Here is a 14,829-nt window from a genome sequence, read left to right on the forward strand (position 1 = left end):
ATATCCATTAATTAATCTTATTTGTAACAAGATCTAAATAAGGATTACTTTTTGTAATAATTGTTCTTTGTCTAAAACTCATCAGTTACACATCCTTTCGATGCTGATGAGACTGTTTTAGCATATTTGTATAAAACACCACGTTCAAATTTTAATTCTGGTGCTTTCCATTTTGCACGTCTTTTTTGTAATTCAACTTCAGAGACTTCTAATGAAATTGAATTTGTTTCGGCATCAATAGTAATAATATCCCCATCTTTTACGACAGCTATTGTTCCTCCTTCTTGTGCTTCTGGTGTAATGTGTCCTACAACAAAACCATGCGTTCCACCTGAAAATCTTCCATCAGTAATTAAAGCAACGTCTTTACCTAAACCTGCGCCCATAATTGCAGCAGTTGGTTTTAGCATTTCTGGCATTCCAGGTCCACCTTTAGGGCCTTCATACCTAATGACGACGACATCTCCTTTTTCGACTAGGCCATCTCTAATGCCATCGTTTGCTGCATATTCGCCTTCAAAAACCTTTGCCTTTCCTCTAAAACAAAGCCCTTCTTTGCCAGTAATTTTGGCAACACTACCTTCAGTGGCTAAATTTCCATACAACATTCTTAAATGTCCAGAAATCTTAATAGGTTCTTCAATTGGTTTTATAACATCTTGACCTTCTTTTAAGTCTGGAACGTCCAATAGATTTTCTGCAATTGTTTTTCCGGTAACGGTTAAACAGTCACCATGAATTAATCCTTTTTTCAAAAGATATTTTAATACAGCAGGAATTCCGCCTACGGCATGTACATCCTCCATTAAATATTGTCCACTTGGTTTTAAATCTGCCAAAAATGGTGTATTGTCACTTATATCTTGAAAATCTTTTAAAGTAAAATCGATTTGAGCAGCTCGAGCAATAGCTAAAAAGTGTAATACAGCATTAGTGGAACCACCTAGAATTGTGACTAGTCTAACGGCATTTTCAAGAGATTTTCTTGTTATTATATCTGAAGGTTTAATATCTTTTTCTAATAATAGGCGTAAAGCTTCACCAGCTTTTACTGATTCTTCTTTTTTAGCATCACTTAATGCAGGATTAGAAGAATTGAAAGGCAAAGTCATTCCAAGAGCTTCAATAGCAGATGCCATTGTGTTTGCGGTGTACATTCCACCACAAGCGCCAGCGCCAGGACATGCTTTTTCAACTATATTTTGGTATTCGCCTTCATCCATAGTTCCAGCAACTTTGCTTCCCCAAGCTTCAAAGGCAGAGACAACATCTAACTTTTTACCGTTATGGCAACCAGAATCAATAGTACCACCATAAACTAGAATTGAAGGTCTGTTTAAACGAATCATTGCCATTAATGCGCCAGGCATATTCTTATCGCAACCGACTACTGTTACTAATCCATCATAGCTCATGGCTTGAACTACAGTTTCCATAGAATCTGCAATGATATCTCGAGAAGGTAATGAATAACGCATTCCTGGTGTTCCCATAGAAATGCCATCACTAACACCAATAGTATTGAAAATTAAACCGACGACATCTTCATTTTTTGTGCCCTCTTTAACCAATTTAGCTAAATCATTGAGGTGCATGTTACATGGATTGCCTTCGTAACCTGTACTTGCAATACCAACGATGGGTTTAAAGAAATCTTCTTTTGTTAAACCAATTGCATGAAGCATTGCTTGTGCTGCAGGTTGCGTAGGATCTTGGGTTACTGTTTTGCTGTATTTATTTAGTTGACTCATAGTTTTATTTAGGCAAAATTGATTTGCAGAAACTAAATTAATTGATAAACGTTGGTTGTGGAATTAACTTCATTATTTTTTTCTAAATTCAGTTGTGTAGGCTGGTAGTTAAAATGCTGATATTCAAATTTTTAGACTCAAATTAATATGATGTTCAAAATGAATTAAATTTTTAGTTAACGTTTTAATCTAGCACTGATGAATACATTGATTAATGATTTTTAAAAATATGATTTTAATAAAAATATAATTTAAATGTTTAATTGAGGTATAAAACCAAAAAACCCGATTCGTTTGAATCGGGTTTTTGATGGTGGTGCCTCCAGAAGCCAAACATTTTATACATGTGTGTATCTGTGTGGTTTTATAAGGTCGTTTTGGTATGATTAAAACTTAAAAGTAATCTTCTGTGTAGGTGTAAAAGCGTGTGTATTCGTGAGCATATTCTAGAGCATTTTTAAAAATGGGTTGTTTTGTCGTTTGTTAACGTTACAATTAATATCAATCATCCATCTACTCAAGATTTAATTGTATCTATAACAAGTCCTCAAGGTATTGAAGTTTTATTGACGTCCAATAATGGAGATGATGGAGATAATTATGTTAACACAACATTCAGTCAAGATGCACAAAATACAGTATCTGAAGCTTCAGCACCATTTACTGGTACTTACTTGCCTGAGGGAGATTTAAGTGTCTTCAATAATCAGAACTCTCTAGGAGATTGGGTGCTCACAGTTATAAATATGTCAGCTCAAACAGTAGGTGAATTTGAAAATTTCTCATTAGAGTTATGTGGTGTTGAAACATTAAGTTTAAATGATTTGTATTTTGAAACTTCAATATGGTCTAACCCTTCAAATGGTATTCTAAATGTGTCGTTTGATTCGGTCTCTAGCGAGACTAAAATAATTATATTTGATTTAAAAGGAAGATTAATGAATAGTTTTGAGTTTAAACAACATGAGTCTCAATTTAAAACAAAGTTAGATTTAAGGACATTAAATAAATCAGTTTATATTTTGTAAATCCAAAATGGAAATAGGATTCTAAACAAGCGATTAATCATAAATTAAAACCATTTTAAGACGATTTATTTAGAATAAAATTAAGATGTTTCAGAAAGAAAAGAATAAAATTTATAGAGAGAAATGTATTTTTGAATTTTAATTACAGACCCACTTGTTAAAGTACTTATCTCTATTAATAATTTATGGTTGCATTCTCTCTTTAAATGCGCAACAGCCAGCAAGCATTCATCTAACAGAAAAAGATGGACTGCCAGATATTGAGTTTTACAATATTATTGAAGATTCTAAGCAGTTTATTTGGTTAGCAGCAGATAAAGGTTTGTACCGTTATAATGGCAGACAATACGACTATTTCTCGCACCCTAAGCAAAGAGGAAATGCTGTTTTTGGGACGTTAGAAGATGATAAAGGACGCATTTGGTGTAATAATATTTCAGGACAGTTTTTTTATATTGAAAACAAACGTTTAAATCTTTTTATAGATTTAGGAGACATTCTTAATGGTGAACTTCCACAATTTAAGGTCAATAAAACGCATTTAATAGTTTTTACAGGACGAACTATTTATTCTGTAAATCTTGATGATAAAAAGGTTACTAAAGCTATAAACAAAACATTCTCTCTCATAGGTTTACCTCTAGAGCAGTCCAATAACTATTATTATACAAAGCGAAATTATATTATAAAAACAGATCATACCTTTAATAAGGTAGATAGTTTACACATTGATATTTATGATGAAAGGATAAATACTAGCATCTCTAAGTCCGCCAATTTAGCATCAAACGGTAATATTTTTTTGTGCCATTTTTTAAGACATAAAAAAAATGTGTTTTATCAATTTGATATTCTTAAAAAGACATTAGAATTATTGAAAGTTCCAATAGAATTAGAATCTAGGAGTATCAATCAAGTTTTTTTTAAAGATGATGAAATTTGGATGACAACAGATATAGGTATTCAAATTTTTAAGCTACTAGATAATAAGCTTGAATTTCAAAGAAGCCTATTCAATAAAGTGTACGTCACAAAAATTATTAGAGATAGTAATGATAATTATTGGGTAACAACAAAAGGTGAAGGGATTTTTATAATACCAAACATTAATATTTTTCAATACGAGCTTTCAAAGGACTTAGTTAATATTAACAAAATCAAAAACATAGGTAATAATACTATTTTATTTGGTACTAATAATGGTCGCGTCGCTACAATAGATACAGAAAAAAATAATATCAAAGTTTTAGATATAAGTTCTACCTACAGAGTTTCAGAAATTATACTAGATAAAGTAAAACCTGAAGCTATTATTGTTAAAGAAGATATTGCTTTAAGTCTAAATATAGAAAGTGGTAGGTTACAAAAGATGTATAATGAGTTATTATATGGTGCAAAAAGCATATCAAAGATAGAGACTGCAAGCTATGTTTTATCATCCTATAAAGACGCTATTTTATTAGACAATAATTTTAATGAAATTAATAAATTAGTCAATAAAAGGTCGTACACTAATTATGCTTCTAAAGAAAAAAAAGACGTTTATGTGAGCACAGTTGAAGGTCTTTTTGTTTTTGATAAAGCGTTTAATAAAACAGAAATAAAATATAAAAATGAGCATATTTTAGGTACTTCAATAACAGAAACAAATGATAATACTATTTGGGTTTCTACATTTAAAAATGGAATTCTTGGTATAAAAAATAAATCTGTTATTGTAACTTATGATGAAAGTAATGGTCTGCTGTCTAACAAAACAAGTGTTTTACAATCAGACAAAAACCATTTATGGATTGCTACAGAAAAAGGACTACAATTATTAGATGTTACTAAAAAAACTTTCAAGAATTTAACACGGCAAGACGGAATACCAACATATCGTATTAGTGATATAGAAGTGATGGATAACAAAGTTCTTTTTGTATCAAATATTGGTATGTTTGGACTTTATAAAGACAGTGCTTTTAAAAAAGTTAAAAATAAAACAGTTTATTTTACAGATTTTAGAATAAATGAACAATCTCACCCTATTAAAGATAGCTATGAATTAGATTATGACGAAAATAAAATCGGATTTAACTTTAATAGTAATGGATTTCAAAGCAATGTAAACACACGTTATAAGTATAGACTTTTGGGTTCAGATTCTATTTGGAAGACAACAAATGAGCTTGTGAATTATGTTGATTATAATAGCTTAGCAAGCGGAGATTATAAGTTTCAAGTTAAAGCATTACCAGAAAGTGATACCATAAAGACTATAGAATTTTCAATTTTAAAGCCATTCTGGAAACGCTGGTGGTTTTACGTTTTGTCTGTTATTTTAATTGGATTAGCTATTTACTTCATTTTCGTTTCTAAAATTGAAAAACTAAAAAGAAAGCAAGCAGAGGTTTTACAAAAAGAGTTTGTTAATAAACAGTTGGTGTTATCGCAATTAGAAAATTTGCGATCGCAAATGAACCCACATTTTATTTTTAATGCCCTAAACTCTATTCAAGAATATATTGTGCTGAATGAAAAAGAACTCGCTAGTTCTTTTTTAATAAAATTTTCGAGATTGATTCGTATTTATTTGGAGCACAGTAGAGAGAGTGAAGTAACACTCAATCAAGAGTTAAAAGCCTTAAATATATATTTAGAATTAGAGAAAAATAGATTTGAAGACATATTAGATTACTCTATAGAAGTTTCCGAAACTATAGATATTAGTCGTGTAAAAGTACCATCATTATTTATTCAGCCTTATGTAGAGAATGCACTAAAACACGGTTTGTTACATAAAAAGGATAATAGAAAACTAAAGTTGATATTTTATTTAAATAATAATAATGATATACTCTTTTGTGAAATTGAAGATAATGGTATTGGTGTTGAAGCATCTAAAAAACTAAATGCGAGTAGGCGACCTATGCACAAATCGTTCGCAACAAGTGCTAATGAAAAAAGAGTAACATTATTAAATACGACTAGAAAAACACCAATTAAGGTAACTATTACTCCTTTAGATCTTAGTAAGAAAACAGGGACTAAAGTAGAAATAAAAATTCCTATACAAAGTATATAATGCAAGCACTAATTATAGATGACGAAAATAAAGCAAGACGATTATTAGAACGTTTATTGCAAGAACAATGTCCGGATATCAAAACTATTTTACAGGCTTCAGATTTAGAAGCAGGTGTAGAAATTATTAAGTCTGAAAAGTTAGATATTGTGTATCTTGATATAGAAATGCCAAAATATTCTGGGCTTCAAATTTTAGAATTATTAGAAGATACACCTGTTAATTTTCAAATTATATTTACTACAGCTTATAACCAATATGCGGTAGATGCCTTTAAGTTATCTGCTATAGATTATTTGTTAAAACCAATTGCTGTAGAAGAACTTAAAGCTGCAACAGAAAAAGCAATAACCGTTCTTAAAGGACAAACAATTAATCATCAGTTAAAGGATCTAAAGAAAGCGTTTAATCAGTTAGCATTAAATAAAATAGCCTTAGAAATACCTAAAGGGGTCATTTTTATTTCGCACGATGATATTTTACTTTTTGAAGCAGATGGAATGTATACCAAAGTCTATTTAGATAATGGTGAGTCTGAGTTAATTTGTAAACCTTTAAAACACTTTGTAGAACAATTGAGTAATCTTTCTATTTTTTATAAACCACACCGTTCTTATTTAGTGAATTTAAAACATATTAAAGAGCTTTCTAAAAAGGATGGTTATCATTTAATAATGACCAATAGTAAGACAATTCCTATATCTAAAGATAAGCGAGATGAATTTATGACCGTAATCAATCAAGTTTTTAACACTTAAAATACTTTAGAAAAAAAAATAGTGTTTTCAGAAATAAATCCAATACAATGCCTCAGTTATGAGGCATTTTTGTTTGAAATATAAATTTTAATAAAAAATGAAAACAATAAACTTATTTACAATCTGGATTTTTCTGCTTACAATATGTATACAAGCACAAGATGTAAAACATCAAAGCGAAATTATTAAAAATACTGTTTACAAAGGCGATTACAAAATTATTGCAGATAAATATAAGAGTCATGGTGGTGTAATGACTATTACAGATATCCAAATGGATAAAAGTAGACCAAATGATCATTTTGAAATATCATTTAAAAAATACCCAAACCATGCTGCCGAGTCTACAAGAAATACAGTAATTAGGCTATTTGCAGACGATACTGCGTTTCCTGTGACTTATATGCAAAGTAATTATGAAGGCAATGGAAAATTACAAAAAGCGGTAGGCTATGTGGTTAGAGAAGGAAAAAGTGTTGGTGATGAGAGGTTTGTATTTGTAGATGACTATTTGTTTTTTCTTTCTGATTGGAAAAGTAAAGACGATTATTCAGTACGATTTATTCTTAAATTTCCAGAAACAACTACAAAAGATAGTGGTGAGAAAACAAAAAAGAAGAAAAAAGGTGGTTTCTTTAAAAAATTGAAACAAGGATTAAAAGAAGGAAGTACTGGTAGCGAAGAAAAAATTAAAAAATTAAAAGCAGAAGTATTACAACCATATTTAAACAAGGCAACAGCTCAGCAAAAGAGTCAATATGCTACTTGGATTAAAGATCCTAAAAACGTAAAGTTAAAAAAACATATTGCAGATACGCGTGTGTTGATGGATAAGGCTATGAAAAAATACAATGATGATATTTTTAATAGCCCTGAACATCAACGTATGTTAGCATTTAACAAATGGTATAAAAATAATAAAGTAATGACTGTTCATAACAAAACAGGTAGAAGGATATGGGTGGGCTCAAGTAAAAATGCTCATATTACAACAGGTATTGATAATGGGCATTCTCGATCTATAAGTTGTAGTTCAGATATGTATTATTATTTTATTGATGAAAATCGCACACCTGGCACAAAATTCTATACTGCTGATACAGCATGCGGTTCATCAGTAACAATAAATTAAATAACTGTTTTTTTTGTTTTTGGTTAGAAGTCAATGGCCTGTGGTAAAACATAGGCTTTTGTATTTTAATTTTTTTGAATATGAGTAAATTACACACATTATTAATCGTTTTTCTAGTATCATCTATATGCTCTGCGCAGATTATTATTGAGAAACCTACGTATTTAAGATTCCCTAAGGACTCTGTTTTGGTGAATACGTTAACAACGTCGTTAGATAATTTGTTTTCAAATCTAAATGAAGATAAGGGTTTAGACCAGTTTTTAATGCAAGATCAAATTGTATTAACAACTAAAACACTAAATGTAATTAAGGGATATCATAAGCAGTTTAAAGGCGATAGTACAAAAATAGTATCGCATCAACTCAGTAATGTGTATTCTATTGCTAGCGAAAGTTCTAAAATAGTAATTAATGGTTTTTTATCTAGACCTCAAAAATCACCAACATTATTATACAGTATAACATTAATAGCTAAAGAAGCTAAAGAAGGTTTTAAATTTTCAATACCCTTAAAAATAGAAACAGAGAATTGGAAGATTAAAAAAATTGGAAATATCACGTATCATTATCGTAATGATTTGAATGTTAACCGTGCTAATCTGTTCAATGAAAAAAACACTCATATTGCTAATAAGTTTGGTTTAAAACCAGAAACACTTACAATGTATATGTGTAACAATTATCAAGAGATACTTCAATTAAGAGGTGTTAATTATTCGGTAAATGATAATGGTTTGTATCGTGATGGTTATGGAGTAGTAGATACTACTATTTTTTCCCTAATGCATAACGAAGATTTTTCACATGATATGTTACATTACTATTCAGGTAAAGTAAATAAAAGCGAGGACAGAAATTGGATAGCCGAAGAAGGTTTGGCGTATTTATGGGGAAACGCATATTATACAGATGCGTTTGGAGAGATGATTACACAAAAACGATTAGTGTTAGCTCTAAAAAAACATCTAAAGCAACATTCAAATATGAGTTTATTACAATTGTTTAAAGAAGATACTAAACTATTTAATCATATAGCTTCAGAAGTTTCTGTACGTTCTGTATTAGCAGCAATTATTGCAAATGAAGTAACACTACAAAAAGGAAGTAAAGGAATTCTTGAGCTTATTAATGCAGGTCGAGAGGATCGATTAAGAAATTTTTTAAAAGCTACAAACCAATTAATTGGTTTAAATGAGAATAATTTTAATAAAAAAGTAAGTCGATTACTATTAGATTTCTAAGATTACCTTATTTCAGAAAAAAACGAATCACTTTCAGAAAAATAGTAAATAAAATGCCTCAATGATGGGGCATTTTTGTGTTTTAATTTAAAACCAAATTTAGTATGAAAAAAGTAGTTTACTTAACCTTATTAAGCCTTTCCGTTTTGTTAATTAACTCTTGTGATAAAGACTCTGAAGATAAAGATTGGGCTGAAAATTTTGTAGGAAGTGATTTAGTTGAAACAAGTGCCTGTGAAGGCACAAATAATAATAATGCGTTTTTGTTTAATGTGGATATTATAAAAATAGATGAAACAACCTTGTCTACTAGAAATTTGCTAGGTTATGGAATAAGTAATGTTGTAGAGATAGATGTAATTAGTGCTAATGAAATTTCTATTAACTATACAGATGTTGCTAATCGTGTTTTTACAGGTACAGGAACTAAAGTAGATAATGAACTAACAATTGATATAGAAGTAGATTTTCCTACACCAGGTTTAGTTAATGACATCTGTACTACAGTAATTACATATTAGAAAGAGTTTAAAATAGAGTCTCAAAATTTACGATACAGCATTTTCAGAAATAAACAAGCGACTTTCAGAAAAAAAGTAAATAAAATGCCTCAGTGATGAGGCATTTTTGTGTTTAAAATAAAAACCAAATTTATTATGAAGAAAATTACATTTTTTTACGAACATATAATTAATACATGTTTTATGGGTAAAACAAAATTACTTTTAAGTATTTTATTAATGTTTATTTGCTTATCTGTTAAATCACAAACTTTTACTTGGGATACAGCAACAACCGCTTCATCAGGTGGTGTTTCGGTAGCATCTGCTTCTGAAACGGTGTCTGGTATTACTTGCACATTTACAGCTGTAAATACCTCAAGTGGTGCTAATTTACCTTCGCCTGTTATTCTTGGTGATTTTCAACAAGGCACTACAGGTAACTCTGTATCGCATCAAGATCCAGATGCAGTAGCGATTTTGTCATTTTCATCACCTGTGGATATTCAGGGGCTAAATGTATTTGACGTAGGTGGTGGTTCAGCCAACAGTTATACGTTTACTCCCTCGGGAGCAAATGTACAAGGTTCTGCAATAACAGTTAGTGTAGGTGTAAATGCATCTGGCTTTAATCCTAACTGGTCTAATGTAGAGAATATATTAATTACAGATACACAAAATAATACAACCAATTCTATAGGTATCGATGATATTGTATTTTCATTACCTACTGTTTGCACAGTAAATATTCCAGATGCTAATCTTAAAGAAGAGCTATTAGCTGTCAATGGTATAGATACGAATAATAATAATGAAATAGAATGTGCAGAAGCGTCTGCATATACTGGTCTCATTAATCTAACAGGTTTGTTTGGGGATATTTCAGATTATACCGGTTTAGAAGCATTTACAGAGATAACAAGCTTAGGGTTTTCTTCAGCAAGTGCTAGTAGTGTAAATACTATCGACTTATCTTCTAATACAAAAATTGAAAGCCTTGTTGTTTGGAATGAACCTTTTACCTCATTAGACATCTCAGATTTAGTAGCGCTAGAAGAACTCAATTTTAATAGTTCGCAACTGACCACAATTGACCTGTCGTCCAATGTAATGTTGAGAGATATTCAAATGCTTTCTGGAAATGAAACGACAATGGACCTTTCTGATTTAACAACATTAGAGAGCGTTCTAATAGGTGATGGACAATTAGCCTCAGTTACATTTACTAATAATCTTTCTTTAACAGAAGTTAATTTAAGAAATAATCAAATAACAAGTATAGATGTATCTGCATTATCTGCTTTAGAAGAATTGAATGTAAGAGGGAATCAAATAGCCGCTATAAACGTTACTCAAAATACCAGTCTTGAAAGTCTTATTGTGTTTAATAATAACCTAGCAACAATAGATGTAAGTCAAAATGCGGCTTTAATAACGTTAGCTGTAGGCGATAATAATTTGTCTGACATAGATGTTACTCAAAACATTAATTTAGGCCATCTAGGAGTAAGTGAAAATAGTAATATATCCACTTTAGATGTCAGTCAAAACTCTGTTTTAACGTCTCTTGCTTTAGGTGGTAATAATCTACAAAGTTTAGACCTAAGTCAAAATGCAAATTTAATGGGGCTTACCATTAGAGTCTCGACAAATTTTACAACCATAGACCTTAGTAATAATACCAATCTTTCTTTAATAGAAGTATACAATAGCGCTTTAACAGCATTGGATTTGTCTGCAAATAGTTTATTAGAAGAAGTTTATATAAACGATAATACTAATCTTACCAGCTTAAATTTGGCAAATGCTAATAATAGTATAATAGTTTCAGCCGATTTAAGTAATAATACAAATTTAACATGTATACAAATCGATGCTAATTTTACGCCATCGTCTAGTATTTGGTACAAAGACGCTTCTGCCAGTTACAGTGATGATTGTGCTGCACTTTCTATTGGTGATTATAATGTAATAGATTTTAAGCTCTACCCAAATCCAGCTTATGATATATTAATTATAGAATCAAACAAAACTATTAAAGCGTTAGAGATTTATTCTGTAACAGGTAAGCGATTAACTGTAATGCAGAATACAAATAGAATTGATGTTTCTGCTTTACATAATGGTATGTATTTTATCAAAATATATAGTGAAGACGAAAGCATAGCGAGTTTAAAGTTTTTAAAAGAATAATTTCAGAAAAAAACAAGCTACTTTCAGAAAAAAAGCAAATAAAATGCCTCTACACTGAGGCATTTTTGCATTTAAAATTAAAACCAAATTTATTATGAAAAAAACTACACCTCTTCACGAACAATTAATCAATAAATGCCTCGTGAGTAAAACAAAATTACTTTTGCTCTTTACATTATTAACAAGTACGGTATGCATATCGCAAATAACGCAAATTGGTAGTGCTATAAATGGTGTTGGATCTAATGATACAGCTAGTCCTGTAGCTATGTCTGCAGATGGAAGTGTTATTATAGTAGGAGCACGATCAAATGATGGCAGTGGTTTAAATGCTGGTCATGCACGTGTCTTTGAAAATATTAATAATGTTTGGACTCAAATAGGTAGCGATATTCAAGGTGAAAATGCACAAGATGGTTTTGGTGGTTCTGTCGCTATATCGTCGGATGGAACTATTGTGGCAATAGGTGGAGGACTTAACGATGGAGGTGGCAATAATGCAGGTCATGTTCGTGTTTTTGAAAAAATAAACAATGTTTGGACACAAATAGGTAGTGATATAGATGGTGAAATGGCAAATGATTTTTCAGGTCAATCAGTTTCTTTATCTGCTGATGGAACTATACTTGCAGTAGATGCGGTAGGGAATAATGGTAACAGAGGACGTGTGCGTATTTTTGAAAGTACAAGTGGTAATTGGGTACAAATTGGTAATAGCATAGATGGAGAATTTGCAGGAGATTTATTTGGTAGAACTGTAGGGTTATCAGCTGATGGGAATACAATTGCTATTGGAGCTACCGATAATGATAACATTGCTACAGATGCTGGTTATGTTCGTGTGTTTGAGAATATTAATAATGTATGGACACAAGTAGGTGGTAATATTGAAGGTGAAGCAGCAGGTGACCGTAGCGGATATGTTGCTATTTCTGCAGATGGCTCTTCAGTTGCTATAGGTGCAGGATTTAATGATGGTAACGAAACAGATTCTGGGCATGTACGTATTTTTAAAAACATTAATAATGTATGGAGTCAAATAGGTAGTGATATTGATGGTGAGGCACAAAATGATACTTCTGGTTTTGTAATTGATATCTCTTCAGACGGTAATATTGTAGCTATTGGAGCTACTAATAATGATGGTGGTGCAAATGATGCAGGTCATGTGCGTTTATTTCAAAATCAATCTAATAGTTGGGTGCAAATAGGTATGGATATTGACGGAATTGATGCAAATGATCGTTTTGGAAGTAACCTATCATTATCAAATGATGCTTCAAAAATAGCAATTGGTGCAATAAATACTGATGATAATGGCCTAAATACAGGACAAGTTAAGGTGTTTGATTTAAGTCAAATAATACCACCTTGTACTGTTAACATCCCAGATGCAGATTTTAAGGCAGCTCTATTAGACCATGGTATCGGCATTACAGGAACAAATGTTGGAGTTATTGATACTAATAATGATGGAGAAATACAATGCAGTGAAGCTAGTGCATATACAGGTAGAGTACTTGCAAATTGGTATAATGGTAGTGTGACTATTACAGATTTAACAGGAATTGAAGCATTTGTTAATATTCCTTATTTATTATTGGATAATCTATCCTTAACTAGTATTGATGTTTCTAGCAATACGGCTTTAACTTTTTTAAGTATTGGTAATAATCAATTATCAAATATTGATGTATCTAATAATTTAGCGTTAACACAATTAAGGCTTTTCGGTAATTCGTTATCTAGTATTGATATAAATCAAAACTCGGCGTTAGAATTTTTAACCTTAGAAAATAACCAATTGACTAGTATTGATTTGCAAGCTAATGTTAATTTAGAAATACTTAATGTGTCCGAAAATCAATTAACTACTTTGGTTATTTCTAATAACCCATTACTTATAGACTTAGAGCTTGATGATAACCAAATTACAACATTAGATGTTTCTAGTCTTATAGGACTAGACTATTTAAATGCAGCAAACAATCAATTAACTACATTAAATGTAGCTAATACCAATAATGTAAATATATCTGTTATGAATGCATTAGGTAATTCTAATTTAAGTTGTATACAAATAGATGCTGGTTTTACACCACCAACAGATAATACGTGGAGAAAAGATGCTGGTACAAGTTACAGTGATGATTGTGCTGCGCTATCCACCGATGATTTTGATCTAAATACGTTTAAAATTTATCCAAACCCAGTAACGGATGTATTACAAATAGAATCAAATAAAACGATTAAAACATTAGAAATCTATTCTATAACTGGTAAACGCTTAGCTATGGTGCAAAACACATCTTCAATTGATGTACCAGAGTTTAATAATGGGATGTACTTTATTAAAATAATAAGTGAAGACGGAAATGCATCAACTCTAAAATTCTTAAAGAAATAGTTTTAGAAAAAAAGAACTCTATTTCAGAAAGAAAACATATAAAATGCCTCGATATCGAGGCATTTTTGTTTTAAATAAAAAACTAAATATAATATGAAAAACAATTTACTATTACTTCAATTTCTAATGTTATCATTTTTTTGTGCAGCTCAGAATGTGAATATACCAGATCAAAATTTTAAAAATGCTTTAGTTAATAATTACTCAATAAATACGAACCAAGATCAAGAAATAAGTTATACTGAAGCTAGGGCCTACAGAGGTGCTATAGATGTTAGTGGTAAATCCATTAGTGATCTATCTGGTATAGATGCCTTTTTAAGAATAACAGAATTGAACTGTTCTGTCAATCAAATAACAAATTTAAATCTTTACAATAATTTAGTTTTAGAAAAACTTATTTGTTCCAATAATTTGTTCACTAGTTTAGATTTTAGTCCAAATACAGCTATAAAATATTTAGACTGTAGAAATAATGTATTACTCACTAACTTAAATTTGAGTAATAACACTGTTTTAGAGTATGTTGACTGTTCATTTAGTGCGCTGAATAATATCAACATGACAAATAGTAATAAATTAACCCATCTGGATTGTTCCTATAATTATTTAGTCAATCTAAATGTGTCAGGAAATTCAAAACTAGAATATTTGAATTGTTCTAATAACAATATATCAAGTATGTTTCTTTTTTTTAATACCGATTTAATTTATTTAGATTGCTCTGCAAATAATTTATCAAATTTACA

Annotated in this window: 9 protein-coding genes and 1 pseudogene; 9 read left to right on the forward strand and 1 reads right to left on the reverse strand. The window is 30.5% G+C overall.

What is annotated here, in order from left to right:
- Nucleotides 1–71: 71 nt before the first annotated feature.
- A complete protein-coding gene (ilvD, locus tag ACJBCC_RS06100) occupies nucleotides 72–1,751 on the reverse strand; it encodes a dihydroxy-acid dehydratase (protein WP_299101988.1) in 1,680 nt (559 codons plus the stop codon).
- A 473-nt stretch (nucleotides 1,752–2,224) separates the two neighbouring features.
- On the opposite strand from ilvD, the gene ACJBCC_RS06105 reads away from it, so the two are divergent.
- The 9 genes and pseudogenes from ACJBCC_RS06105 to ACJBCC_RS06145 all read left to right on the forward strand — a co-directional run.
- Entirely contained in the window at nucleotides 2,225–2,779 is a 555-nt protein-coding gene (locus ACJBCC_RS06105) for a proprotein convertase P-domain-containing protein (RefSeq protein WP_407556668.1), read from the forward strand.
- A 154-nt stretch (nucleotides 2,780–2,933) separates the two neighbouring features.
- Nucleotides 2,934–5,846, forward strand: a complete 2,913-nt coding sequence (locus ACJBCC_RS06110; protein WP_407556669.1) for a histidine kinase — start codon at nucleotides 2,934–2,936, stop codon at nucleotides 5,844–5,846.
- Entirely contained in the window at nucleotides 5,846–6,604 is a 759-nt protein-coding gene (locus ACJBCC_RS06115; RefSeq protein WP_407556670.1) for a LytR/AlgR family response regulator transcription factor, read from the forward strand. The genes ACJBCC_RS06110 and ACJBCC_RS06115 overlap by 1 nt, the downstream gene beginning before the upstream one ends.
- A gap of 97 nt (nucleotides 6,605–6,701) precedes the next feature.
- A complete protein-coding gene (locus tag ACJBCC_RS06120; RefSeq protein WP_407556671.1) occupies nucleotides 6,702–7,736 on the forward strand; it encodes a hypothetical protein in 1,035 nt (344 codons plus the stop codon).
- Between the two features lie 80 nt (nucleotides 7,737–7,816).
- Entirely contained in the window at nucleotides 7,817–8,980 is a 1,164-nt protein-coding gene (locus tag ACJBCC_RS06125) for a hypothetical protein (protein WP_407556672.1), read from the forward strand.
- Nucleotides 8,981–9,084: 104 nt separating this feature from the next.
- Nucleotides 9,085–9,501, forward strand: a complete 417-nt coding sequence (locus tag ACJBCC_RS06130) for a hypothetical protein (protein WP_407556673.1) — start codon at nucleotides 9,085–9,087, stop codon at nucleotides 9,499–9,501.
- A gap of 135 nt (nucleotides 9,502–9,636) precedes the next feature.
- Entirely contained in the window at nucleotides 9,637–11,673 is a 2,037-nt protein-coding gene (locus ACJBCC_RS06135) for a T9SS type A sorting domain-containing protein (protein WP_407556674.1), read from the forward strand.
- Nucleotides 11,674–11,767: 94 nt separating this feature from the next.
- A complete protein-coding gene (locus tag ACJBCC_RS06140; RefSeq protein WP_407556675.1) occupies nucleotides 11,768–14,080 on the forward strand; it encodes a T9SS type A sorting domain-containing protein in 2,313 nt (770 codons plus the stop codon).
- Between the two features lie 93 nt (nucleotides 14,081–14,173).
- Nucleotides 14,174–14,829: pseudogene (locus ACJBCC_RS06145) on the forward strand (hypothetical protein); the annotation flags it as partial.

It is taken from the genome of Winogradskyella sp. 4-2091, from assembly GCF_045765065.1.
In the GTDB taxonomy this organism is placed as follows: Bacteria; Bacteroidota; Bacteroidia; order Flavobacteriales; family Flavobacteriaceae; genus Winogradskyella.